The organism is Streptomyces solitudinis (assembly GCF_036323765.1).
Taxonomy (GTDB): Bacteria; Actinomycetota; Actinomycetes; order Streptomycetales; family Streptomycetaceae; genus Streptomyces.
In genome coordinates this window covers 770,212-793,277 of sequence record NZ_JAZDCW010000001.1, presented here as the reverse complement: position 1 = coordinate 793,277, position 23,066 = coordinate 770,212, and the positions used below count along the sequence as shown (strand labels likewise).

At 75.7% G+C, this 23,066-nt stretch carries 22 protein-coding genes; 10 read left to right on the top strand and 12 right to left on the bottom strand.

Annotation, left to right across the window (positions count from 1 at the left end):
- The first annotated feature begins 4 nt into the window (after positions 1-4).
- Complete coding sequence (locus V1J52_RS03330; protein ID WP_330137997.1) at positions 5-874, top strand: acyl-CoA thioesterase; 870 nt, start codon at positions 5-7, stop codon at positions 872-874.
- Here the strand turns inward: V1J52_RS03330 and V1J52_RS03325 are convergent.
- Together V1J52_RS03325 and V1J52_RS03320 are read right to left on the bottom strand one after the other, a co-directional pair.
- Positions 761-1,738 (bottom strand): DUF6397 family protein, encoded by a 978-nt coding sequence (locus V1J52_RS03325; protein WP_330137996.1) that lies wholly within the window; start codon positions 1,736-1,738, stop codon positions 761-763. The two genes, V1J52_RS03330 and V1J52_RS03325, sit on opposite strands and share 114 nt — an antisense overlap.
- Before the next feature lie 149 nt (positions 1,739-1,887).
- Complete coding sequence (locus tag V1J52_RS03320; protein ID WP_330137995.1) at positions 1,888-2,280, bottom strand: roadblock/LC7 domain-containing protein; 393 nt, start codon at positions 2,278-2,280, stop codon at positions 1,888-1,890.
- 102 nt (positions 2,281-2,382) lie between these two features.
- On the opposite strand from V1J52_RS03320, the gene V1J52_RS03315 reads away from it, so the two are divergent.
- On the top strand, positions 2,383-2,991 hold the full coding sequence (locus V1J52_RS03315; protein ID WP_330137994.1) for a class I SAM-dependent methyltransferase: 609 nt from the start codon (positions 2,383-2,385) through the stop codon (positions 2,989-2,991).
- Between the two features lie 16 nt (positions 2,992-3,007).
- On the opposite strand, the gene V1J52_RS03310 is transcribed toward V1J52_RS03315, so the two are convergent.
- From V1J52_RS03310 to V1J52_RS03300, 3 genes are all read right to left on the bottom strand, one after another.
- Entirely contained in the window at positions 3,008-3,901 is an 894-nt protein-coding gene (locus tag V1J52_RS03310; RefSeq protein ID WP_330138112.1) for an oxygenase MpaB family protein, read from the bottom strand.
- Between the two features lie 85 nt (positions 3,902-3,986).
- Positions 3,987-4,169, bottom strand: coding sequence for a tail-anchor membrane protein (locus V1J52_RS03305; protein ID WP_330137993.1), 183 nt, complete (start codon positions 4,167-4,169; stop codon positions 3,987-3,989).
- A gap of 123 nt (positions 4,170-4,292) precedes the next feature.
- Positions 4,293-5,093: an SGNH/GDSL hydrolase family protein gene (locus V1J52_RS03300; protein ID WP_330137992.1), complete on the bottom strand. Its 801-nt coding sequence runs from the start codon at positions 5,091-5,093 to the stop codon at positions 4,293-4,295.
- A gap of 398 nt (positions 5,094-5,491) precedes the next feature.
- On the opposite strand from V1J52_RS03300, the gene V1J52_RS03295 reads away from it, so the two are divergent.
- Together V1J52_RS03295 and V1J52_RS03290 are read left to right on the top strand one after the other, a co-directional pair.
- Positions 5,492-7,804 carry a glycoside hydrolase family 95 protein gene (locus V1J52_RS03295; RefSeq protein WP_330137991.1) on the top strand — a complete coding sequence of 771 codons (2,313 nt, stop codon included), beginning with the start codon at positions 5,492-5,494 and terminating at the stop codon, positions 7,802-7,804.
- A 93-nt stretch (positions 7,805-7,897) separates the two neighbouring features.
- Complete coding sequence (locus V1J52_RS03290) at positions 7,898-8,155, top strand: SGM_3592 family protein (protein ID WP_330137990.1); 258 nt, start codon at positions 7,898-7,900, stop codon at positions 8,153-8,155.
- Between the two features lie 69 nt (positions 8,156-8,224).
- On the opposite strand, the gene xylA is transcribed toward V1J52_RS03290, so the two are convergent.
- Positions 8,225-9,403, bottom strand: a complete 1,179-nt coding sequence (gene xylA / locus V1J52_RS03285) for a xylose isomerase (RefSeq protein ID WP_330137989.1) — start codon at positions 9,401-9,403, stop codon at positions 8,225-8,227.
- Positions 9,404-9,503: 100 nt separating this feature from the next.
- Between xylA and xylB the strand changes: the two genes are divergently transcribed.
- From xylB to V1J52_RS03255, 6 genes are all read left to right on the top strand, one after another.
- The gene (gene xylB / locus V1J52_RS03280; RefSeq protein WP_330137988.1) at positions 9,504-10,940 is read left to right on the top strand and encodes a xylulokinase; all 1,437 of its coding nucleotides are present in this window, start codon (positions 9,504-9,506) and stop codon (positions 10,938-10,940) included.
- A gap of 37 nt (positions 10,941-10,977) precedes the next feature.
- Complete coding sequence (locus V1J52_RS03275) at positions 10,978-12,195, top strand: ROK family protein (protein ID WP_330137987.1); 1,218 nt, start codon at positions 10,978-10,980, stop codon at positions 12,193-12,195.
- Between the two features lie 161 nt (positions 12,196-12,356).
- Positions 12,357-12,992, top strand: coding sequence for a hypothetical protein (locus V1J52_RS03270; protein ID WP_330137986.1), 636 nt, complete (start codon positions 12,357-12,359; stop codon positions 12,990-12,992).
- Between the two features lie 77 nt (positions 12,993-13,069).
- Positions 13,070-13,849, top strand: a complete 780-nt coding sequence (locus V1J52_RS03265) for a bestrophin-like domain (RefSeq protein ID WP_330137985.1) — start codon at positions 13,070-13,072, stop codon at positions 13,847-13,849.
- 105 nt (positions 13,850-13,954) lie between these two features.
- Positions 13,955-15,403, top strand: a complete 1,449-nt coding sequence (locus tag V1J52_RS03260) for an acyl-CoA synthetase (protein ID WP_330137984.1) — start codon at positions 13,955-13,957, stop codon at positions 15,401-15,403.
- Positions 15,400-16,794, top strand: a complete 1,395-nt coding sequence (locus V1J52_RS03255) for a carboxyl transferase domain-containing protein (protein WP_330137983.1) — start codon at positions 15,400-15,402, stop codon at positions 16,792-16,794. Before V1J52_RS03260 ends, V1J52_RS03255 begins: the two co-directional genes overlap by 4 nt.
- Here V1J52_RS03255 and V1J52_RS03250 read toward each other — a convergent pair.
- The 6 genes from V1J52_RS03250 to V1J52_RS03225 all read right to left on the bottom strand — a co-directional run bounded on the left by V1J52_RS03250 (position 16,707) and on the right by V1J52_RS03225 (position 23,034).
- A complete protein-coding gene (locus V1J52_RS03250; protein ID WP_330137982.1) occupies positions 16,707-17,753 on the bottom strand; it encodes an MsnO8 family LLM class oxidoreductase in 1,047 nt (348 codons plus the stop codon). The genes V1J52_RS03255 and V1J52_RS03250 overlap by 88 nt on opposite strands.
- A gap of 36 nt (positions 17,754-17,789) precedes the next feature.
- Entirely contained in the window at positions 17,790-18,500 is a 711-nt protein-coding gene (locus V1J52_RS03245) for an ABC transporter ATP-binding protein (RefSeq protein WP_330137981.1), read from the bottom strand.
- On the bottom strand, positions 18,493-19,392 hold the full coding sequence (locus V1J52_RS03240; protein WP_443075710.1) for an ABC transporter ATP-binding protein: 900 nt from the start codon (positions 19,390-19,392) through the stop codon (positions 18,493-18,495). The genes V1J52_RS03245 and V1J52_RS03240 overlap by 8 nt, the downstream gene beginning before the upstream one ends.
- A 44-nt stretch (positions 19,393-19,436) precedes the next feature.
- Positions 19,437-20,390, bottom strand: a complete 954-nt coding sequence (locus tag V1J52_RS03235; RefSeq protein ID WP_330137979.1) for an ABC transporter permease — start codon at positions 20,388-20,390, stop codon at positions 19,437-19,439.
- A complete protein-coding gene (locus V1J52_RS03230) occupies positions 20,390-21,358 on the bottom strand; it encodes an ABC transporter permease (RefSeq protein ID WP_330137978.1) in 969 nt (322 codons plus the stop codon). Before V1J52_RS03230 ends, V1J52_RS03235 begins: the two co-directional genes overlap by 1 nt.
- 80 nt (positions 21,359-21,438) lie before the next feature.
- Complete coding sequence (locus V1J52_RS03225; protein ID WP_330137977.1) at positions 21,439-23,034, bottom strand: ABC transporter substrate-binding protein; 1,596 nt, start codon at positions 23,032-23,034, stop codon at positions 21,439-21,441.
- Positions 23,035-23,066 lie beyond the last annotated feature (32 nt).

Sequence of the window (23,066 nt, the reverse complement as noted above, 5' to 3'; positions counted from 1 at the left end):
GTTCATGACCCACAGCCCGGCCGAGCGGCTGATCGACCTGCTGGACCTGGAACAGATCGAGGTGAACATCTTCCGCGGTGACAGCCCGCAGGAACACCTGCAACGGGTCTTCGGCGGGCAGGTCGCCGGGCAGGCGCTGGTGGCGGCGGGCCGTACCACCGACGGGACCCGCCCGGTGCACTCGCTGCACGCCTACTTCCTGCGGCCCGGCACGCCCGGGGTGCCGATCGTGTACCAGGTGGAGCGGGTGCGGGACGGGCGGTCGTTCACCACGCGGCGAGTGGTGGCGGTGCAGCGGGGACGGACGATCTTCCATCTGACGGCTTCCTTCCATGCGGCCGAGCCGGGCTTCGAGCACCAGCTCCCGATGCGGGACGTCCCCGGCCCCGAGGCACTGCCGGGACTGGCGGACGAGATCAGGGACCACCTGGGCGGTCTGCCCGAGGCGCTGGAGCGGATGGCCCGCAGGCAGCCCTTCGACATCCGGTACGTGGACCGGCTGCGCTGGACGCCCGCGGACGTCCAGGGAGCGGAGCCGCGCAGCGCGGTGTGGATGCGCGCGGTGGGCCCACTGGGCGACGACCCGCTGGTGCACACCTGCGCGCTCGCCTACGCGAGCGACATGATGCTGCTGGACGCCGTCCGGGTGCCGGTGGAGCCCCTGTGGGGGCCGCGCGGCTACGACATGGCCTCGCTGGACCACGCCATGTGGTTCCACCGTCCCTTCCGCACGGACGAGTGGTTCCTCTACGACCAGGAGTCACCCATCGCGACCGGTGGCCGGGGGCTCGCCCGCGGCCGGATCTACGACCGCGAGGGACGGTTGCTCGTCTCCGTCGTCCAGGAGGGCCTGTTCCGGCCCCGGGAGGACTGACCGCCGCCGGACGGCGGTACTCCGCAGCCCGTCGGCGCCACAGGCGCCCGGCGGGTGCGCGTGCAGCCGGGCCTCGGCCAGGGCGAGCAGCAGGCTGAGCCGGTGCCAGCGCACCTCCTCGGCGCCGCGGGCGGTGAGCACATCCCCGGCCGCCGCCCGCACCGTGGGCGACTCGGACCGGCCGGGGGCCACCTCCGGCCGCAGCGCGGTGAGGACCAGTCGCTCGTGCGGATCGGGCACGGCCGCCTCGAACGCTTCGGGCGGCAGCACGGCCGCGTGGACGGCTGCGGCCGACCACGGGCCGTCCACGTGCCGCAGCAGCTGGATGACGCGGCGGCCCCGCCACAGCCGGGCACGGCAGTCGGCGTCGTCGGCGAGCAGGTCCCGCACGGGACGGGGCAGCGCCCCGTGCAGCAGACCGGGCTGCCGCCGGGCGAGTTCCTCCAGCTCCGCGGCGAGGTACAGCCACACGACACGCCGGTAGCGGTTGACGGAGAAGCGCACCGGGCTGACGCAGCCGGCTCTGGCCAGCTTCGTGAAGCGCGCCCGGCCGACGCCCAGCAGGGCGGCCGCCTCCGTCGCGGTGACCGTCCGCAGCCGGGCCCGGAGCGCGTCGCCGCCGTCCGTGCCGTCGTGCAGCCTCGCCAGTTCGGTGACCGGAACCCGGCGCCGCCCGCCGGCGCGGACCGGCGGCACCGTGCGCACCTCCCCCAGCTCCACGGCCAGCCCGAACTCCCGGGGGGTCAGTCCGAGCCCGCGCCGGGCCCGCTCCTGGGCGACGCTAGACGCCGCCTCCGTACGGCACGGCTGGGCGGCTCCTGCCGCGCCCGTCCGCCGTTCCATCCGCCTGGTGGTCACAGCCATGACACCCTCCCGCTCCGGTCGATCACGTTCGGTGACGACCGTAGAGGTTTCGGGCACCCCCGGCGAAAGCTGTGGAAAATCCAGCACCAGCGCAGGTCAGCTTGGTACCGCACCGGGCGGGCCAGGTCCGGCCCGCCGGAGCGGCCCCCTTACCTGCCGGTACGCGCCGCCACCCCGAGGTGCTCCCCGACACGGCTGACGAGCAGCGTCATCTCGTAGGCGATCTGCCCGATGTCCGCCTGCCCGGTGGCCAGGACGCACAGGCAGCTTCCGTGCCCCGCCGCGGTCACGAAGAGCACCCCCTCGTCGAACTCGATCATCGTCTGGCGCACCGGCCCGGACGCGAAGTGGTGCCCGGCCCCCTTGGCGAGGCTGTGCAGCCCCGAGGCGACGGCGGCGAGCCGGTCGGCGTCCTGCCCGCTGATGTCCGGACTGGCCCCCGTCACCAGCCCGTCGGTGGACAGCACGAGTGCGTGCCGCACGGTGGGCACCCGCTTCGTCAGGTCCCCGAGCAGCCAGTCCAGTTGCGTGTTCAGAGCCATCCCCGTACCCCCTTGGTCCCGGCGTCGACGTGGCAAGCCCTACCCACTCCCGCGCTCCGGCAACACCGCGGGCCCGCCCGGGACATGCGCGATCATGGTGGTATGACACGACACGATCCCGCAGACGTGCGGGCCTTCTTCACCGAGCGGGCCGCGGACTGGGACAGCCGCTTCCCCGACGACGGCCCCGCGTACGCGGCCGCGGTCACCGGCCTGGGGCTGCGGGCGGGCGACCGGGTGCTCGACGCGGGCTGCGGCACGGGCCGCGCCCTGCCCGCTCTGCGCGCGGCCGTCGGGCCGGACGGCGTGGTGCTGGGTGCCGACCTGACACCCGCCATGCTGGAAGAGGCCGTCCGCGCCGGCCGGCACCGCGGCGCCGCGCTGGCCCGCACCGACGTCACCCGCCTCCCCGTGGCGGAGGGCGCCCTGGACGCGGTGTTCGCCGCCGGGCTCGTCTCCCATCTGGCCGACGTGCGCGAGGGGCTGGCGGAACTGGCCAGGGCCACCCGGCCCGGCGGACTGCTGGCCCTGTTCCACCCCATCGGCAGGGCCGCGCTCGCCGCCCGCCAGGGCCGCCAGATCACCGCGGACGACGTGCGGGCCGAGCCGCGCCTGCGCGCGGTGCTGGCCGCGTCGGGGTGGCGGATGACGTCCTACGTCGACGAGGACGCCCGCTACCTGGTGCGGGCCGAGCGCGTCCGCGGGGGCTAGGGGCCCGGCAGGGGTGTCAGGAGTCGGCGGCCGGGGCGTCGTGCGGGACGGGGCAGGTGCGCGGGAAGGTGCCGAGCCCGTCCAGCGCGTAGCCGTCCGGGTAGCCGGGGTAGCTCCTGATCCGGGGGTTGTGCCGGGCGAAGCGCGGGGTGCGGCGCGGCGGCGTGAGGCGTACCGCCCTGGCCCGCAGCCGCAGCGCGCCCCGGACGAGCCGCTGGGTGCCCGCGCCCGCCGCCGGGTAGCGGAACGCGCGCAGCAGCCGGTCGTCCATCAGCGCGATGCTGCCGCGCCGCACCAGGGGGGCGAGCGGGCGCGGGTACCAGGTGGCCATGAGGGCCAGCGTGGCGTCCGCCACGGCACGGCCGCCCGCGTCGTAGCCGTAGTGCTCCGCCTCGTAGGCGTCCATGCAGTGCTCGAACTCCGCGTAGCTCTCCGGAAGGTCGCGGATGCCCATGCGTGCGCCGAGCGTGCGGTAGTAGGCCGTGACGGCGCGGCGTTCGTGGTTGGTGAGCGCGCGCCAGCCGTAGGCGTCCAGCCACCGCGTCGGGGTGACGACGAAGGTGCACAGCACGTAGCGCATCTCGTCGTCGGGGATGGTGTACGCGCGGTGCATCTGGTTGATGCGCCGGACGGCGGTGCGTCCCTGCGCGGAGTCGAAGCCGTGCTCCACGACGGCGTCGAGCAGCAGCGAGGTGTCGTCGTAGCGCTTCTGGGAGCGCTCGGTCAGCTCCGCGGTGCGGGCGAGGAGCGCGCCGATGCCGGGCACGGCGTACGTCCGGAAGAGGGCGAACTCCAGCGCCCGGGTGACGTCCCAGGGGAACTCGTAGGTGACGATCCACCGGTAGATGGTGTGGCAGTCCTTCTCCGGGTCCAGCCGCAGGATGTCCTTCAGCCGGTCGTAGCGCCGCATGACCGCCGCCCTCCGCTCCGCCGTCTCGTCGGCCGCCCACTGCACGGGTCCCGCGGGCGGCCCGTGCGCGCCGGGTGACCGGCCGTCAGCGGCCCAGCTCCTTGCGCGTCACCCGGCGCATCCGGCGCCGCTGGGAGGGGTCCAGCGTCAGGTACGCGGCGACGGGGACGCCGAACACCACCAGCAGCACGGCCCACCACGGCAGCCAGATCAGCAGGAGCAGCCCGGCGGCGGCTCCGCCGACGGCGATCTTCGTTCGCGTGTTCATCGCTCTCTCCTCCTCGGCGTGACGGCCGTGCGTGCGGGGCCGTCCCTGCACCCTAGGACGCAGGGACGGCTCCGCGCGTTGTCCCGCTCGTCACGGCAGGCCGTGCCGTTCGGGCCGGGCCGGTCAGGCCAGGCGTTCCAGCACGGGGTAGTAGCCGCCGGACTGCCCGGCCGCCGTCGGGTGGTAGGAGTCGGTGATGGGCCAGGTGAGGCTGTGCAGCCAGGAGGAGCTGGAGCAGATCTCGTGGCCGGCGAAGGTACCGCGGACGTCGCCGTAGGCGAAGCCGTGGTCGGCGGCGCGCTTGGAGGTGACGGTGTGGAGGTCGTCCGAGGCGGCGTTGATGGCGGCCCGGGAGCGCTCGCTGATGCCGAGGAAGCAGCTTCCGTTGAGCTGGTACATCCGCGGGTAGCCGAGGACGACGACACGGGCGTTGGGGGCCTTGGCGCGGATGGCGTCGTAGGCGGCGTCCAGCCGGGCGGGCAGGGTGTTGTTGATGTAGGTACGGGCCTGGCTGACGCGGGAGACGCAGGCGCTCTCGCCCTGGAGCACGCAGGTGGTCATGGTGTCGGCGAAGCCCGCGTCGTTGCCGCCGATGGAGATGCTGACCAAGGTGGTGCCGGCGTTGAGCGGGCCGAGCTGACCGTTGATCACGTCCTGGGTCCGGGCGCCGGAGCACGCGGTGAAGGCGAAGGAGTCGGGGGAGTTGGCGTTGGCCCACAGCTTGGCGTGGGCCCGGGTGCTGCGCTTGCAGCTGCCGCTGCCGCTGTCGTAGGCGCCGGCGCCGACGCCGGAGGCGTAGGAGTCACCGAGGGCGACGTAGTTCACCGGGGCCTGCTGGGCCTGCGCGGTGGCGCCGCCGAGGCCGGTCAGGGCGATGAGCGCCGCGAGAGTGGCGGAGACGGACGTAAGTCTGGACATTTTCACAGGGCCTCCCGTGGGGGACATGGAGGAACAGCCGTGGCAACTGTCGTAGCAGCGCACACCCCGTCCGAGAAGTGTCCATGCCAAAAATTTCGTCGACTTCCACCTGCGTGAACGACAGAATCCGCTCCGAGTACCTGCGCGGGCAACAGCGATGACGACACATCAGCCTTTAGAGGGACACCCTGTGCGTACCCCTCCTCCGCACCGGTCACGTGCCGGGCGCCGGGCCTCCCCCGGGCCTGCGCGCTTCCCCTCCCCCGGCCTCCGCGCGGACGCTCCGGCGTCCCGGGGCACGGCCGCGGGCGGGCCAACCTTTCGGCGGCGGGCGGCGACTACAGGGATGCGCGCTTCCCCCGGGGGGAACGCGCCCGCACCGCCGACACCCGATGGAGGTTCCCGTGCCGTCCGCACCCCTGGTCCTGTGGTATCCGCGTCCCGCCCGGCAGTGGCTGGAGGCACTGCCCGTCGGCAACGGCAGGCTCGGCGCGATGGTGTTCGGCGGGACGGAGCGCGAACGGCTCCAGCTCAACGAGGACACGCTCTGGGCCGGCGGCCCGCACGACTACGACAACCCGGCGGCGCGGGAGGCGCTGCCCGAGGTGCGGCGGCTGGTCTTCGCCGGTGATCACGAAGGGGCCGAACGGCTCGCGGACGCGGCCCTCATGGGCGTGCCGGTGCGCCAGATGCCGTACCAGACCATCGGCAGCCTCCTGCTGGACCTGCACCAGGAGGGCGAGGTGAGCGACTACCGCAGGGAACTTGACCTGGAGCAGGCCCGCGCCACCGTCTCCTACCGCCGCTCGGGCGTGCTGCACCGGCGTGAGGTGTTCGCCTCCGTGCCGGACCAGGTGATCGCGGTGCGCCTGAGCGCGGAGGCCCCGGGCGCCGTCTCCCTCACCGCCTCCTTCACCTCGCCGCTGGCCCGCACCGCGGCCTCCTCGCCGGACGGCCGTACCCTCGCGCTGGACGGCACGGGGGACACCGTCGACGGCGTCGAGGGCGCGGTGCGCTTCCGCACGCTGGTGCGCGCGGTGGCCGAGGGCGGCACGGTGGAGAGCGCGGAGGGGGTGCTGCGGATCACCGGGGCCGACGCGGTGACGCTGCTGGTCACCGCCCGCACCAGCTACAACGGGTGGCGGGACGCCGACGGGGACGAGCGCGGCCGCGCCGCACGGGACCTGGCCGCGGCCGGGGAACGGCCGGTCTCGTCGCTGCGCGAGCGCCACGTCACCGACTACCGCGCGCTGTTCGACCGCACGAGCCTGGAGCTGCCCGCCACCCCGGCCGCCGGCCGCCCCACCGACGAGCGGGTGGCGCGCTTCGGCGAGGGCGGTGATCCGCACCTGGTCGCCCTCTACTTCCAGTACGGGCGCTACCTGCTCCTGTCCTGCTCCCGCCCCGGCACCCAGCCCGCGAACCTGCAGGGGCTGTGGAACGACCTCACCGACCCGCCGTGGGGCTGCAAGTTCACCATCAACATCAACACGCAGATGAACTACTGGCCGGCCGCGCCCGCGAACCTCCTGGAGTGCTGGGAACCGCTGTTCGCGCTGCTGGAGGAGCTGGCCGAGGCGGGGGCCCGCACGGCGGCCGCCCACTACGGTGCGGGCGGCTGGGTGGCCCACCACAACACCGACGCCTGGCGCGGGACCGCACCCGCGGACGGCGCGTTCTGGGGGCTGTGGCCCACCGGCGGCGCCTGGCTGGCCCTGGCCGTCCACGAGCACCACCGGTTCACCGGGGACACGGCGGCGCTGCGCGAGCGGTTCTGGGTCCTGGCCGGTGCGGCGCGGTTCTTCCTCGACTACCTCGTCACCGATCCGCACACCGGCGCGCTCGTGACCTGCCCCTCGCTGTCGCCGGAGAACGCCCACCACGCGGGACCGGGCGGATCGCTGTGCGCCGGACCCGCGATGGACAGCCAGATCCTGCACGAGCTGTTCACGGCCGTCGCCGAGGCCGCCGCACTGCTCGGCACCGAGCCCGCTCTGCGCCGGGAGGTGCTGGCCGCCAGGGACCGGCTGGCGCCGCCGCGCGTCGGCGCCGGGGGCCGGCTCCAGGAGTGGCAGGCCGACTGGGACGCGCAGGCCCCCGAGCAGGACCACCGGCACGTCTCGCACCTGTACGCGCTGCATCCGGGGCACGGCATCACGGCGGAGGCGACGCCCGGCCTCTTCGCCGCCGCGCGGAAGTCGCTGGAAGCGCGCGGCGACGCGGGGACGGGCTGGTCGCTGGCCTGGAAGATCAACCTGTGGGCGCGGCTGCTGGACGGGGACCGGTCCTGGAAGCTGCTCGCGGGACAGCTCACCCCCGAGCGCACCGCGCCCAACCTCTTCGACCTGCATCCGCCGTTCCAGATCGACGGCAACTTCGGGGCGGTGGCCGGGGTGGCCGAATGGCTCGTGCAGAGCCACGCGGATGAGGTCGCGCTGCTCCCCGCGCTGCCCGGTGCGCTGCCGGAGGGCAGTGTGCGGGGGCTGCTGGCCAGGGGCGGGTTCGCGGTGGACGTGAGCTGGCGGGACGGGACGCTGCGCCGGGCCCGGATCACCTCCCGCGCCGGACGTCCGCTGCGGTTGCGCACGGCGGTGCCGGTGCGCGTGACCTGCGGGGGCCGGCCGGTCACGGCGCGCCGGGAGGCACCGGGCGTGACCGCCTTCGGCACGGAGGGCGGCGCGGTGTACGAAGTGACCCCGGTCCCCCGCGAGGGGTGATCCGGGAGGGAGATGTGCCCGGGACGGGAACGATCCGGGCGATTCGCGCGTTGAACGGGGAATGCAGCCGTAACCGCTGGACGGGAGGCCGCCGTGGAGCCCGAACCGCAGGACCGGGGCGAGGACCGCCGGAGCGAGTGGGAAGAGTGGGATGGGCAGGTGCTCGACGAGCAGTTCATCCGCAGCGCGGAGGTGAGCGAGCCCGCCGCGCGGACGCGGATGCTGCGGGAGCGCTGGCGCGGCAGGCCACCGGAACCGCAGCCGTGGCGGGCTGACGCGCCGCCCGCCGGCTGGTTCTGGAGCCGCAGCCGCCGCCAGTCCCGCAAGCGCCGCCGCCGCAAGGAGGAGTGAACCGCCCGCGAGGAAGGGGGGCCGGACGCGCACGCGTCCGGCCCCCCGCCGTGCGCCGGGCAGCCGGTGTCAGCCGCGGACGCCGAGCAGGTGGTCCATGGCGAGCTGGTCCAGCTGTTCGAAGGCCATGCCGCGGGCGGCGGCCGCGTCCACGTCGAAGTCCTCGAAGGCGCCGCGGTCCGCCAGCAGCGCGGCGGCCCCCTCCCCTTCGGCCAGCGTCGGAGCGGACAGCTGGTCCAGGCGGGAGGCGGCGAGGGCGGCCCGCACCTCCGGGTCGGCGCGGAAGGCCGCCGCCCGCTCCTTGAGGATCAGGTAGTTGCGCATGCAGCCGGCCGCCGAGGCCCACACGCCGTCGGTGTCCTCGGTGCGCGGCGGCTTGAAGTCGAAGTGGCGAGGCCCGCTGTAGCCGGCCGACTCCAGCAGGTCCACCAGCCAGAACGCCGCCCGCAGGTCGCCGGCGCCGAAGCGCAGGTCCTGGTCGTACTTGATGCCCGTCTGGCCGTTCAGGTCGATGTGGAACAGCTTGCCCGCCCACAGGGCCTGGGCGATGCCGTGCGGGAAGTTCAGGCCCGCCATCTGCTCGTGCCCCGTCTCGGGGTTGACGCCGAACAGTTCGGGGCGCTCCAGCCGTTCGATGAAGGCGAGCGCGTGCCCGACGGTGGGCAGCAGGATGTCACCGCGCGGCTCGTTCGGCTTGGGCTCGATGGCGAACCGCAGGTCGTAGCCCTGCCCGGTGACGTAGTCGGCGAGGAGGTCGAACGCCTCCTTCATGCGGTCCAGGGCCGCCCGCACGTCCTTGGCCCCGCCGGACTCGGCGCCCTCGCGCCCGCCCCAGGCCACGTAGACCTTGGCGCCCAGTTCGGCGGCCAGGTCGATGTTGCGCAGCGTCTTGCGCAGGGCGTAGCGGCGCACGTCCCGGTCGTTCGCGGTGAAGGCGCCGTCCTTGAAGACGGGGTGGGTGAAGAGGTTCGTCGTGGCCATCGGCACGATCAGCCCGGTGGCGTCCAGAGCCTGCCGGAAACGCTTGACGGCCGAGTCCCGCTCGGCCTCGCCCGCGCCGAAGGGGATCAGGTCGTCGTCGTGGAAGGTCACGCCGTAGGCGCCGAGGTCGGCCAGCTTCCGGACGCTGTCGGCGGGGTCGAGCGGCGCCCGGGTGGCGTCGCCGAAGGGGTCGCGGCCCTGCCAGCCCACGGTCCACAGGCCGAAGCTGAACTTGTCCGCGGGGGTCGGGCTGTATGCGCGGCTCACGTCGCGTCCTCCTTATTTCGTCATGGCGCTTTACAAATTAGTATGCACGCGCAGCCGGGCCAAGCCCAGGGCCCCGCAGGAAGAGAGCGAGGAGGACGCCATGGCCGTATCCGAAGGACCGCTCGTCGTCGGCGTGGACAGCTCGACCCAGTCCACGAAGGTGCTCGTGGTGGACGCGGCGAACGGCCGGACCGTCGCCCACGGGCAGGCACCGCACACCGTCAGCGCCGACCACGAGAGCGACCCCGAGCAGTGGTGGGACGCCCTGCGCCAGGCGCTCGGCCAGTGTGGTCCCGCCGTGCGCCAGGCCGCCGCCGTCTCGGTCGCCGGGCAGCAGCACGGCCTGGTCACGCTGGACGGCCAGGGACGCCCGGTGCGGCCCGCGTTGCTGTGGAACGACGTGCGCTGCGCACCGCAGCGCGACCGGCTGGTGGAGGCGCTCGGCGGACCGGCCGCCTGGGCGGAGCGGACGGGAAGCGTGCCCGCGCCGTCCTTCACCGCTCCCAAGTGGCGGTGGCTGTCCGAGACGGAACCCGGGGCCGCCGCCGCCACCGCCCGGGTCCGGCTGCCGCACGACTTCCTCACCGAACGGCTGACCGGGCAGGGCACCACCGACCGGGGCGACGCCTCGGGCACCGGCTGGTGGACGCCGGACGACTCCGGCGCGGGTGGCTACGACGCGGAGGTGCTCGGCCACATCGGCCTCGATCCGGCGCTGCTGCCCCGGGTGCTCGGCGCGGGCGAGGCGGCCGGAACCGTACGGGCGCTGCCGGACCTGCCGCTGCCCGCGGGGGCCCTGGTGGCCTCCGGCACCGGGGACAACATGGCCGCCGCGCTGGGGCTCGGGCTGCGGCCGGGCCAGCCGGTGCTGAGCCTGGGCACCTCGGGCACCGTCTACGCCGTATCCCCCCGCCGCCCGGCCGACCCGAGCGGCACCGTCGCCGGTTTCGCCGACGCGCGCGGCGGCTGGCTGCCGCTCGCCTGCACGCTCAACTGCACCCTCGCGGTGGACCGCGTCGCGGCGCTTCTGGGCCGGGACCGGGAGGCGGTCGAGGCCGGCGGTGAGGCCGTCCTCCTGCCGTTCCTGGACGGAGAGCGCACCCCCCATCTGCCGCACGCCTCCGGACTCGTGTACGGGCTGCGGCACGCCACCAGCGGCGGCCAGGTGCTCCAGGCCGCCTACGACGGTGCGGTCTTCGCCCTGCTGCGGGCCCTGGACCGCGTCCTGGAAGGCGCCGACGCGCCCGACGCCCCGGTATTGCTGATCGGCGGCGGAGCCCAGGGCACCGCGTGGCGGGAGACGGTGCTGCGGCTGTCCGGCCGTCCGGTGCGGGTGCCGCGGGCCCGGGAACTGGTGGCGCTCGGCGCGGCGGCGCAGGCCGCCGGGCTGCTGCTGGGCGAGGACCCCGCGCACGTCGCCCGGCGCTGGGACACCGCGCAGGGGCCCGCGTACCCGGCCGTGGCCCGGGACGACGCCGCGCTGGACCGCATCGCCGCCGTGCTGGACGATGCGGATACCCTGCTGCGTCGGCGCTGATCAGCACATGTTCATACCGGTGGACAGGGAGGCGGGCATGACCACCGCACCACGGCCGCACACGCAGGCGGACCTGCGGCGCCGCAACCTCGCCGCCGTGCTGCACGCCGTGGCCGGGGGCGGTCCCGCCTCCCGGGCCGCCGTCGCCGGACGGATCGGGCTGACCCGGGCCGCCGTCTCCACGCTCGTGGACGAACTCCTGGGCGCCGGGCTGCTGGTCGAGCAGGGCCCGGGGCGCTCGGGCGCGGTCGGCAGGCCGGGCACGGTGCTCGCGCTGAGCGACAGCGGACCGTGCGGGCTCGGCGCGGAGATCGGCGTGGACCACCTCGCGGTGTGCGCCGTGGACCTGCGCGGCCGGGTCCGCGCCCGGGTCGCCGTGGACTCGGCCAACCGCGACAGCGAACCCGGCCCCGTCCTCGCCCGGCTGGCGGAGCTGGTCCGCCTGGTGACGGGGCGGGTCGGCGCGGCCGGACTGCGGCCCGCCGGGCTCTGCGTCGCGGTACCCGGGCTCGTCGCCAGGGACGCGCCCACGGTGGTGCGCTCTCCCAACCTCGGCTGGGGCCTCACCCGCCTGGACTCCCTCGCCGGGCGGCTCGGCACGGCCGACGGCACACTGCCCGTCGGCGCCGACAACGAGGCGAACCTCGGGGCCCTGGCGGAGCTGTGGCTCGGCGGACACGAGCCGGCGCCGCTGGACGTCCTGCACGTCTCCGCCGAGATCGGCATCGGCGCCGCGGTGCTGGTCGGCGGACGGCTCCTGCGGGGCGAACGGGGTTTCGCCGGGGAGCTGGGCCACGTGCCGGTGCGCCCCCGCGGGCGGGCCTGCGGCTGCGGAGGGCGCGGCTGCCTGGAGCAGTACGCGGGTGAGGAGGCGGTGCTGCGCGCGGCGGGGCTCGACCCGGCACGGGTGGCGGCCGAGCGCCCCGGGCCCGGAGCGCGGGTCGGACTGCTGGCCGAGCGGGCCGCGGCCGGCGACCGCACGGTGCTGCGCGTGCTGCGGTCGGCGGGGGCGGATCTGGGCGTGGCGCTGACCGGTGCGGTCAGCCTGCTCGACCCGCAGGCCGTGGTGCTGGGCGGTGCGCTGGCCCGGCTCGCCCCGTGGCTGCTGCCCGCGGCGGAACAGGAGCTGGACCGCAGGATGACGGGCCGGCCCGGCGTACTCGTCTCCCGGCTCGGGCCGGACGGCCCGCTGCTCGGCGCGGCGCACTCGGTGATCCGGGCGGTGCTGGACGACCCGCCCACCGGACGGCGGTGACGTTCCCGGCCGTCGCCGCGGGCCGTGGTGGCCGCCGGGCGACGGCTCCCGCAGGCACCACCGCCGAACGGTCAACCCCACCCACCCTGATATTCATCAGATCCGGCGAATTACTCCGTTCAGCCCACCGGCCCGGCCGGGAATGCCGGACGATCGCCGCCATGAGGACACGTCACAGCCGGACGGGTGCGCTCGCCGTCACCGCGGGCCTGCTCATGGCCGCCGGGGCCGCTCCGGCACTGGGCGTGCCCCGCGACGCCTGCGCCGTCGCCGGGGGTGACCTGCCGCCGCTGGCGGAACTGTGGGACCGGGCCCACGCGGGCGAACCGGTGGACGACCTGTGCCGCCCCCCGGAGCCACCGGCCCCGCCGCCGGCCCCACCGCCACCGGCCCCGGAACCACCGGCTCCGCCGCCCGCACCGGAACCGCCGGACCCGCCCGCGCCCGCGCCGCCGCGCCCGCCCGTACCGGAGCCGCCCGCGCCGCCGCGCCCGCCCGTACCGGAGCCACCCGCACCGGAGCCGGGAGCGCCGCCCGAGACGCCGACGCCCTCGCCGCGGCCGTCGTCGAGCCGCGCGGCCGTGCCGCCGCCGGCCCCCGGGCAGCCCGCTCCCCCGGCGCCCGGCCCCACGCTGTCCTCCCGGACCGCGCCCCCGCACCTGTCCGCCGGTGGCACGGTGACGGCCGGCGGGATGTCCACCACGAGCCGGATGCTGCTGGTCGTCGCCCCCGCCGTGCTGGCCGCCGCAGCTCTGCGCCCGCGCAGGGGCGGCTCACCGTCCGCACGCCCGCGGTGACCCCGCGCCCCGCCGTCCCCGCCCCCGGCCGTCCGTTCCCGCGCCCTGCCCCGCCCGCCCCGTGACCGGAGGTCCCCTTGCCCATCTGGCTCGTCCTCGCCCTGGCCATGACCGTCTCCTGCGGCACCGTCATCACCCTCGCGTCGCTGCGCCGACGCCGCCGCGGCGAGTCGGAGACGGACGAGGAGGACACGTCGGAGACCCCGGACGTCGTCGAGTACATGATCATGATGATCGGAGTGGTCTACGCCATCGTGCTCGGACTGGCCATCGCGGGCGTGTGGGAGGAGCGCAACTCCGCCGCCGAATGGGTGCGGCTGGAGGCCCAGGCGCTGCACGAGGTGCACGAACGGGTGGCGGCCTACCCCGAGGAGGTGCGCGAGCAGGTCCGCGGCGACGTGGACGCCTACGTCGCCCACACCGTCGGCACCGAGTGGCCCCGCATGACCGAGCACGGGGAGCTCTCCCCGCGCGGGGACGCCCTGCTGGACCGCGTCCGGGAGCAGGTCGCCGGGTTCGAACCGGCGGGCACGCTGGAGTCGCACGCCTACCAGGGCCTGGTGGACCAGGTGGCCGCCGCCCACGAGGCCCGCACGGCACGCAGTCAGAGCGCCGGCACCACGATGCCCGGCCTGGTGTGGTTCGGGCTGCTCAGCGGCGCCGTGGTGGTCGTCGGCATGATCTTCGCCCTGCAGATCCGCCGCAACGGGCGGGAGCTGCTGCTGGCGGGCCTGTTCACCGCGCTGATCGCCTTCCTCCTCTTCCTCATCTGGGCGTTCGACGCTCCCTACGCCCGGGGCCTGTCGGAGTCCACCGAACCCTTCCTCGCCCTCTTCCCGCAGGCCGCCCCCGGCTGAGCGCGCACGGCCCGCACCGGACGGCGGGACCCCGGGCCGCCTTGCCCCGCGCACCGGGTCGCTGATGTGATCGTGATCGACAGATCCACCAGCGAAGGAGCCCGGGTGTCAGCACTCATTCCCGCCCTGGACAAGCAACCGGCCAAGCCCGCGCTGTGCTTCGGCGACACGGCGCTCGGCTACCCGCGGCTGGCCGCGTCCGCACGGGCGCTGGCCGGACGGCTCGCCGGGCACGGCCGGGTCGCGGTGTGGGCGACGCCCACCGCCGAGACGGCCGTGGGCGTGGTGGGCGCCCTCCTCGCCGGGGTCCCCGTCGTGCCGCTGAACCCGCGCAGCGGCGACCGTGAGCTTGCCCACATCCTGGCGGACAGCGCCCCTTCGGCCCTCCTCACCGGTCCGGACGACGAACTGCCCGAGACGGCGGCCGGGCTGCCCCGGATCACCGTCGGCACCGAGGAACCCGCCGACGCGGCCGTGCCGGAGCACATGGAGCCCGGGCAGGACTCGGTGCCCGCGCTCATCGTCTACACCTCGGGCACCACGGGGCCGCCCAAGGGGGTGGTGCTCTCCCGGCGCGCCCTCGCGGCCAGTCTGGACGACGTGGCGGACGCCTGGCAGTGGTCGGCCGACGACGTCCTGGTGCACGCGCTGCCCCTGTTCCACGTGCACGGGCTGGTCCTCGGCGTCCTCGGTCCGCTCCGCCGGGGCGGCACCGTGCGCCACCTGGGCCGGTTCACCGTCGAGGACGTCACCCGGGCGCTGGGCGAACAGGGCGGCACGATGCTCTTCGGGGTGCCGACCATGTACCACCGGCTGGCCGAGGCGGCCGGGACGGACCCGGCGCTCGCGCAGGCGCTGGGCGGTGCGCGGCTGCTGGTCTCCGGTTCGGCGGCCCTGCCGCTGCGCGACCACGAACGGATCACCTCGGCCACCGGGGCCCGGGTGATCGAGCGGTACGGCATGACCGAGACGCTGATGAACACCAGTGTCCGCGTGGACGGTCCGCACCGTCCCGGCACCGTCGGCGTGCCGCTGCGCGGGGTCGACGTGCGGCTGGTGGACGACGACGGCAGCCGCGTCGAGGCGAGCGACGGCGAGACGGTGGGCGAGATCCAGGTGCGCGGCCCCAACCTGTTCACCGAGTACCTGAACCGGCCCGGCGCGACGGCCGACGCGTTCGCCGGCGGCTGGTTCCGCACCGGCGACATGGCCACCCGCGACGCGGAGGGCTGCTACCGCATCGTCGGCCGCCGTTCGACGGACCTGATCAAGAGCGGCGGTTACAAGATCGGGGCCGGGGAGATCGAGAACTGCCTCCTGGAGTACCCCGGGGTGCGGGAGGCGGCGGTGACCGGGGTGAGCGACCCGGACCTCGGTGAGCGGATCGTGGCGTGGATCGTGCCCGCCGACGACGCGGACCGTCCGGACGCCGCCGCGCTCGCTGAGCACGTCGCCGGGCGGCTCGCCCCGCACAAGCGGCCCCGCGAGGTGCGGTTCACCACCGCGCTGCCGCGCAACGACATGGGCAAGGTCATGAAACGGGAGCTGGGGTGACGCCGCGCGGCGGGCCCCCCTCGGCCCGTGCGGCGATCGCGGCGGTCGCGGACGGCTTCACGGAGCTGCCCGGCGCGGAGGCCGCCCAGCCCGCCGACGGCCCGCTGGGCTGGTCCGGCTACGACGCGGGACGCGAGCGCGCGGCCGAGCGCACCGGCGAGAGCGAGTCGGTGGTGTGCGGGGTGGCGACGCTGGGCGGCACCAGGGCGCTCCTGGTCGCCTTCGAGTTCGGCTTCCTCGGCGGCTCGCTCGGTTCCCGCACCGGGGACCGTCTGGAGGCGGCGCACGCGCGGGCGCGCGAGCTGTCCCTGCCGGTGGTCTCGCTCATCGCCACCGGCGGCAGCCGGATGCAGGAGGGCATGCGCGCGCTGACGCAGTTGCAGCGGGTGGCCCGGCAGGCGGCGCTGACCCGGGGGGCGGGGCTGCCGCAGATCGCCGTGCTGCGTGATCCGGCGACCGGCGGCGGCTGGGCGACGCTGGGAGCCGGGGCGGACGTGACGCTGGCGCTGCCCGGGGCGCAGATCGGCTTCGCGGGGTCCCGGGTGCGCCCGGCGGACGCCGACCCGCGCGCCTACACGGCCGAGGAGCAGCTCGCCACCGGCCACGTCGACGCGGTCGTGCCCGAGGGCGAGCTGCGCGGCACGCTCGGGCGCTGGCTGGAGCTGCTGGGCACCCGTCCGGCCCGGGACGGCCGTGCGGTGCCGCCGGCTGATCCGCCGGCGGCGCTGGGCACGGACGCCCTGCCGGCCAGCGGGTGGGCGGCGGTGCGCCAGGCCCGCGCGGCGGGACGGCCGCGGGCGGACGCCTACCTCACGGCCCACTTCACCGCGCGGGCGGAGCTGAGCGGGGACCGCTGCGGCGGCGTGGACACCGGTGTGCGCTGCGGCTTCGGACGGTACGCGGGCCGCACGGTGGCCTACGCCGCGCAGCTGGGCACGGCGACGCGTCCGGCCGGGTTCCGTACCGCCGCGCGGCTGATCCGGCTGGCCGGGCGCCTGGGCCTGCCCGTCCTCACCCTGGTCGACACCCCGGGCGCGGCGAACGACGCCGCCGCCGAACGGGCGGGCGCCGGGGCGGCGATCGCGGAGTGCTTCGCCGCGGTGGCCGAGTCCCCGGTGCCGGTGACGACGCTGGTGGTCGGCGAGGGCGGCTCCGGCGGCGCGCTGGCGCTGGCGTCCCCGGGGCGGACGTGGATGACGCCGGACAGCTACTTCTCGGTCATCGCGCCCGAGCTGGCGGCGGCGATACTCAAGCGCGGCCCGCAGGACGTCCGGGCGACGGCGGACCAGCTCCGTATCCGCCCTCAGGACGTGGTGGCGCTGGGCGCCGCCGAGGGCATCGTGAGTTCCGCAAGCCGTCCGGCGGAGTCGAGCCGCTCGGCCGGGTCGTAGGTGCTGAGGGTGGAGAGGACCTCGTCCGCGCCGGTGCGCCGGATCAGGGCGGCGAGTGTGGCGGCCACCTCCGCGGTGGTGCCGTGCACCTGCCCGGCGCGGGCCTCCGCCAGGTAGCGCCGTTCGCGGGCGTCCGGTTCCGCCGGTATCCGCCCGGCGGGGACGAGCGGCGCGAACACGCCCGTGACGCGGGACCTGGCGACCGACCACGCCTCCGGGAGCTGCCGCCGCGCCGCCTCCCGCGCGGTGGCGGCGACGGCGACGCCCAGGGCGAGGACGACGTAGGGCGTGGTGGCGCGCGCGGAGGGCCGGAAGCCGTCGCGGTAGCGCCGCACGGTCGCCGCGAGGCGCTGCCCGTCCCGTCCGGCGGCGACGACGAGCGGCAGGCCGTGCGCGGCGGCCACGTCCGCTCCGGCGTCCCCGGCCAGCACGAAGGCGGGGATCCGGCGGGCGACCGCGGGCAGGGCGGGCACGGGGCCCGCGCCGTCGAGGTAGTCCAGCAGTTCGCCCAGCCGTTCCGCGAAGCCCTCGGCGGCCTCCTTGCCCGTGCCCAGCGCGCGGCGGACGGCGCCGGTGAAGCCGAGGGACCGGCCGAGGCCGAGGTCGACGCGGCCCGGGTAGAGGGCCTCCAGCACACCGAACTGCTCGGCGACGACCAGCGGCCGGTGGTTGGGCAGCATCACGCCACCGGTGCCGACGCGGATGCGGGAGGTGGCGGCGGCGACGGCGGAGGCGAGCACGGTCGGCGCCGAGCCCGCGACGCCGGGGACGCCGTGGTGCTCGGCGACCCAGAAGCGGTGGAACCCGAGCCGTTCGGCGGCCTGCGCGAAGCGCACCGTCTCGCGCAGGGACTCCTCGGGCGGCCGTCCCTCGCGCACCAGGGAGCGGTCGAGCAGGGAGAAGCGGGTGGCCCGCAGCAGCTCCAGGTCGCCGCCGGCCGTCTCGTCCGTGTCAGTCACCTCTACGACAACACCGCGGGGGCGCTGGGATTCCCGTCAGCGCGCGGCCGCCGGGGCGGGTGCGGGCGCCCCGGCCGGCGCCCGGCCTCGGGGCGGACCGGGCAGCGGGTACTCCTCGACCCGGTCGCACCAGCGTTCCAGCAGGACGCGGTCGTGGCCGATCGCCAGCAGCGCGGCCCCGCGGTCCGCGCGGTAGTCCTCGACGACGCCCACCAGCGCGGCGGTGGTGGAGGCGTCCAGCATCGCCGTCATCTCGTCGCATACCAGCAGCCGCGGACGCAGGACCAGGGCGCGTGCCAGGCAGGCGCGCTGGAGCTGTCCGTCGCTGACCTCGTGCGGGCGGCGGGCCAGCAGGTCACCGCCGAGTCCGACGGTCCGCGCCAGCTCGGCGGTCCGCCCGGGCACCTGGGCGGAACGGCCGGTGGCGCGCAGGGGTTCGGCGATCAGGTCGGCGAGGGTCAGCCGCGGGTCGGCGGCCAGCCGGGGCTGCTGGAAGACGACGCCGACGGCCGTGCGGTCCGCGCGCGCCGCGCGGTGCCGGAACCGGGTGACCGGCGCTCCCGCGAGGCGGACCTCGCCGGCGTCGGGGCGGTGCAGCAGGGCGGCGACCCGGGCGAGGGTGGACTTGCCGCAGCCGCTCGGGCCGAGCAGGCCGACGGCCTCCCCGTCGCCCACGGTCAGGGACACCCCGCGCACGACGGGGGCGCGCCGGTCGTACCCGGCGGTGATGTCGCGCAGCTCAAGCATGGACGCCCTCCAGGGCGTGGTGGCAGGCGGTGGTGCCGGTGAGGGCGGGGCGCACCCGGCAGGCGTCGGTGGCCCGGTCGCAGCGGGGGGCGAAGGCGCAGCCCCCGGGGAGCGCGTCCAGCTCGGGCGGCATGCCGGGGATGGGCGTGAAGTCCCGTTCGGGCAGGGCGGCCAGCAGTCCGGCGGCGTACGGGTGCCGGGGTCCGGGCTTGCCGAAGAACGCGCTCGCGCTGGTGAGTTCGACGATCCGCCCGGCGTACATGACGGCCACCCGGTCGGCGATGCGTTCGGCGGCGGCGAGATCGTGGGTGATGACGAGCAGGCCGCGCCCGTCGTCGGCGTGGCGGCGCAGCTCGCCGACGGTGCGGTCCACCAGGTCGCGGTCGAGGCCGGTGGTGGGTTCGTCCGCGATGAGGAGCGGCGCGTCGCCCACGAGCGCGAGGGCGGTGGCGGCCCGCTGGGCGAGCCCGCCGGAGAGTTCGTGCGGGTAGCGGTCGAGGTGGTCGGCGGGGAACGCGGCGCGTTCGGCGGCCCCGGCGACGGCGTCGTCCAGCTGGGCCCGGCGCGTGCCGGTCAGCTCCCGGACCGTCTCACGCAGCTGGGAGCGCACGGTGCGCACGGGGGTGAGGTGCGCCGCGGGGCTCTGCGGGACGAGGCCGATGCGGCGGCCCCGGACGGTGCGGGCGAGGGTGGCCTCGTCCGCGGTGAGCAGTTCGCGGCCCTCGTGGCGGACCTCACCGCGCACCTCGGCGTTCCCGGGGAGCAGGCCGAGCAGCGCGGAGGCCAGCACGGACTTGCCGCAGCCGCTCTCGCCCACGAGCGCCAGGCACTGTCCGGGCGCCAGGTCGAAGGAGACGTCGGAGACGGCGGCGACGAGGCGTCCGCCGCGCATGCGGAAGCGCACGGACAGGTCCGTGACCGACAGCAGGGGGGCGCTCACAGCATCAGCTCCGATCGGCGGCGCGGGTTGATCCGCTCCCGCCAGGCACCGGCGAGTCCGGCGATGGCGAGGGTCGGGACGATGATGAACAGGCCGGGGAAGAGGGTCGGCCACCAGTCGCCGGCGAGCAGCGAGCCGCGTGCCGCCTGTGTCATCGTGCCCAGGCTCGCCTGGTGCGGGGGGATGCCCAGGCCCAGGAAGGACAGCGCGGACTCGTGCCAGATCGCGTGCGGCACCATCAGCACCGCGGCGAGCGCCGCCTGCGGCCACACCCCGGGGATCAGGTGGCGGGCGGCGACGCGCCACCGCGAGGCGCCGCCCGAGATCGCCGCGTCGACGTAGGGGCGGGCCCGCAGGGAGTGGATCTCGGCGCGGACGATGCGGGCGGTGGACACCCAGTGCGTGAGGCCGACGGAGAGCACCACGGGCCACACCCCGGGCCGGAACATCGCCACGATGAAGATGCCGAGGAGCAGGTGCGGCACCGCGGAGAAGACGTCGACGAGCCGCATGACGAGCCGGTCGACGGGCCCGCCGAACGCGGCGGCGAGCGCGCCGACCGCCACGCCGATCACGGAGGCGACCAGGGCGGCGACCAGTCCGACCAGCAGCGACACCCGCAGCCCGTACACGCACCGCAGCAGTACGTCGCGGCCGACGTCGTCGGTGCCGAAGGGGTGGTCGGGGGAGGGCGGCAGGAGCTTGGCGGTCAGGTCGACCGCCTGCTGGTCCAGGGGGAAGAGCAGCGGTACCAGTACGACGGCCAGCGCGACCGCGCCGGTGAGGACGGCGGCGGTGCGCACCCGCAGGGTGCGGTAGGAGCGCCGCCCGGCGCCGGGTCCGCGTACGGTCCAGCCGCCGCCGGGGCCCCCGCCGTCGGGGGCGCCGGGGGCGCCGCGGGCCTCTTCGGAGCCGTCGGCGGTGCCGGTGGTGCCGGTGGTGGTGGCCATCACATCTCCTCCAGCGCGACGCGGGGGTCGGCCAGTCCGTAGAGCAGGTCGGCGAGGAGGTTGCCGAGCAGGACGGCGAGGGTGGCCAGGACGGTGAGGGCGGCCAGCAGCGGGAAGTCCGCGGCGGTGGCGGCCCGCACCGTCGCCGAGGCGATGCCGGGCCAGGAGAAGACCGTCTCGACCAGCAGGGCGCCGGTGATCAGTTCGGGCACCCGGGTGCCGACGAGGGTGAGCACGGGCAGCAGTCCCGAGCGCAGGGCGTGACCGAACAGCACGGTGCGCTCGCTCAGCCCCCTCGCCCTGGCGCCGCGCACGGCGTCCTCGCGCAGCGCGTCCGCGACGCCCTGGCGCACGTACAGCACGAACCAGGGCATCTGCGAGACGGCCAGCACGGCGGCGGGCAGGGTCAGGTGCCGGAACAGCGAACCGGCCGTGACGGTGTCGCTGCCGGCGTCGGTGAGGCCGCCGGCCGGGAGCACGCCCAGGTGCAGGGCGAACAGCCAGACCGCCAGCAGGCCGAGCCAGAACGGCGGGGCCGCCTGGAGCGTGTAGGCGGCGGAGGTGACGCAGCGGTCCAGCAGGCCGCCCTGGCGGCGGGCGGCGGCGACGCCGAGCAGGGTGCCGCCGGTCACCGCCGCCACGAAGGCCACCGCGCACAGCAGCACCGACCAGCCGATGCGTTCGGTGACGACCTGCGCGACCGGCTGCCGCAGCGTCGTGGAGACGCCGAGGTCCCCGCCGGCCACCGAGGTGAGCCAGCGCCACCACTGCTCGGCGAACGAGCCGCCGACGCCCAGGTTCTCCCGCAGCCGGTCCAGCGTCTCGGCGGAGGCGCGCAGCGCCGCCTCGCCGGCGTACTGCTTGACCGGGTCGAAGGGCGAGGCGGCGGCGATGGCGAACATGCCGAACGTCACGGCGAGCAGGACGGGGACGGCGGCCAGCAGCCGCCGGGCGACCAGGCGTGCCATGCCCCGCCAGGGCAGCGGGGCACGGGCGCCCTCCCCTTCCGTGGCGGCGGGGACGGCGGGCGGAGGCGCGGGGGTGGCCGTCACTGCTTGCGCTGCCAGTCCTCGATGTTCCACCACGGTCCGCTGCCGAAGCCGTGCTCGTGCGGCTCGACCTGCGTGCTCACGTTCGTCCAGTCGTCGGCCATGACGTAGACGTGGTCGATGTGGGTGAGGAAGACGTACCCGGGGTTCTTCCGCAGCTCCCGCTGCACGGTGTCGTAGGCGGCCGCGCGGGCGTCGGGGTCGGCGCTGCGGCGGCCCTTCTCCAGCTCGCGGTCCACGGCCTCGTTGGCGTAGTGGGCCATGTTGTGGAAGCCGTCGCCGGCCAGTTCGGAGTGCAGGAGGGTGTAGAGGTCGAAGTCGGGGTCGGCGGGGTTGCCGCCGCCGGCCAGGACGGCGTCCCGCTCCATGGCGGGCTCGATGACCTCCCAGGTGCCGGACTCGACGGTGACGTCGATGCCCGCCTTCTTCGCGTCGGAGGCGAACGCGAGCGCGTGCTCCTGGCGCAGCTTGTCACCGGCCGGGTACCACAGCGTGAAGGCCGCCTTGAGGCCGTCCCTGGCGCGGACGCCGCCGGGGCCCGGCTTCCAGCCGGCGTCGTCGAGCAGCTCCTTGGCGGCGGCCAGGTCGTGCTTGCGCTCGGTGCCCTCGGCGAACCACGGGCTGCCGGTGGGGACCGGGCCGTGGGCGGGCTCGCCCGCGCCGTTCAGGATGCCGTCCACCATGGCGTCGCGGTCCACGGCGATGTCCAGGGCGCGGCGGATGGCGCGGTCGCCGGTGACCTCGTTGCCGGTGGGGAGGGTGACGCCGCGGAAGTCCGCGGAGGTGGCGGAGACCGTCACCTTGTCCTCGTCCTCGCTGAACGTCTCGGCGAGGTTGGGCGGCAGCACGGCCGCGTCGAGGTCGCCGGAGCGCAGCCGGGTGGCGCGGATGTCGTCGTCGGCGATGACGGCCATGGTGAGTTCCGCGACCTCGGGCGCGCCGCCCCAGTAGTCGGGGTTGGCGCGGAAGGACAGCTTCTCGCCGCGGCTCCAGCCGGTGAGCGTGTAGGGGCCGGTGCCGACCGGTTCGGTGTTGTACGCGCCGGTGTTGACGTCCTGCGTGCCCGCGACCGCCCGGGAGGCGATGGGCAGGACGGTCCGCTCGGCGAAGGGGGCGTAGGGGTACTTCAGGGTGAAGACGACGGTGTGGTCGCCCTCGGCGGTGACGGCGCGCAGCGCGTCCAGTTCACCGCGGTTCGGGTTGTTCGTCTTCTCGTCGAGGATCGTCTCGTAGGTGAAGACGACGTCGGCTGCCGTGAAGGGCTTGCCGTCACTGAAGGTGACGCCTTCGCGCAGCGTGTAGGTGTAGGTGAGGCCGTCGTCGCTGACCTCGGGCAGGCCGGTGGCCAGCGCGGGCCGCAGCTCCAGGTCGGCGTCGCGCGCGAGCAGGCCGTCGAAGATCTTGGAGTTGCCGTTCCTGCCGTACCCCAGCAGCGGGCTCAGCGTGTCGGGCTCGTTGCCGATGCCGATGACGAACGAGTCGTCGCCCTGCGCGCCGTCCGCGGTGTCGGTGGGCGTGGAGCACCCGGCTGCCGCGGCCAGCACCGCCGCCGCGAGCGCCGCGGCGGTCGCTGTCCGTATCCGTCCGACGGTCATGTGCCACACCTTTGCTGAATCCCGCTGGTTAT

Coding starts and splice junctions, on each gene's coding strand:
- V1J52_RS03230 (WP_330137978.1), bottom strand. CDS start 21,358: ATGGCACGCCTGGTCGCCCGGCGGCTGCTGGCCGCCGTCCCCGTCCTG.
- V1J52_RS03235 (WP_330137979.1), bottom strand. CDS start 20,390: ATGGCCACCACCACCGGCACCACCGGCACCGCCGACGGCTCCGAAGAG.
- V1J52_RS03310 (WP_330138112.1), bottom strand. CDS start 3,901: ATGCGGCGCTACGACCGGCTGAAGGACATCCTGCGGCTGGACCCGGAG.
- V1J52_RS03245 (WP_330137981.1), bottom strand. CDS start 18,500: ATGCTTGAGCTGCGCGACATCACCGCCGGGTACGACCGGCGCGCCCCC.
- V1J52_RS03225 (WP_330137977.1), bottom strand. CDS start 23,034: ATGACCGTCGGACGGATACGGACAGCGACCGCCGCGGCGCTCGCGGCG.
- V1J52_RS03325 (WP_330137996.1), bottom strand. CDS start 1,738: ATGGCTGTGACCACCAGGCGGATGGAACGGCGGACGGGCGCGGCAGGA.
- V1J52_RS03320 (WP_330137995.1), bottom strand. CDS start 2,280: ATGGCTCTGAACACGCAACTGGACTGGCTGCTCGGGGACCTGACGAAG.
- V1J52_RS03305 (WP_330137993.1), bottom strand. CDS start 4,169: ATGAACACGCGAACGAAGATCGCCGTCGGCGGAGCCGCCGCCGGGCTG.
- V1J52_RS03240 (WP_443075710.1), bottom strand. CDS start 19,392: ATGCGCGGCGGACGCCTCGTCGCCGCCGTCTCCGACGTCTCCTTCGAC.
- V1J52_RS03270 (WP_330137986.1), top strand. CDS start 12,357: ATGAGGACACGTCACAGCCGGACGGGTGCGCTCGCCGTCACCGCGGGC.
- V1J52_RS03330 (WP_330137997.1), top strand. CDS start 5: ATGACCCACAGCCCGGCCGAGCGGCTGATCGACCTGCTGGACCTGGAA.
- xylB (WP_330137988.1), top strand. CDS start 9,504: ATGGCCGTATCCGAAGGACCGCTCGTCGTCGGCGTGGACAGCTCGACC.
- V1J52_RS03315 (WP_330137994.1), top strand. CDS start 2,383: ATGACACGACACGATCCCGCAGACGTGCGGGCCTTCTTCACCGAGCGG.
- V1J52_RS03275 (WP_330137987.1), top strand. CDS start 10,978: ATGACCACCGCACCACGGCCGCACACGCAGGCGGACCTGCGGCGCCGC.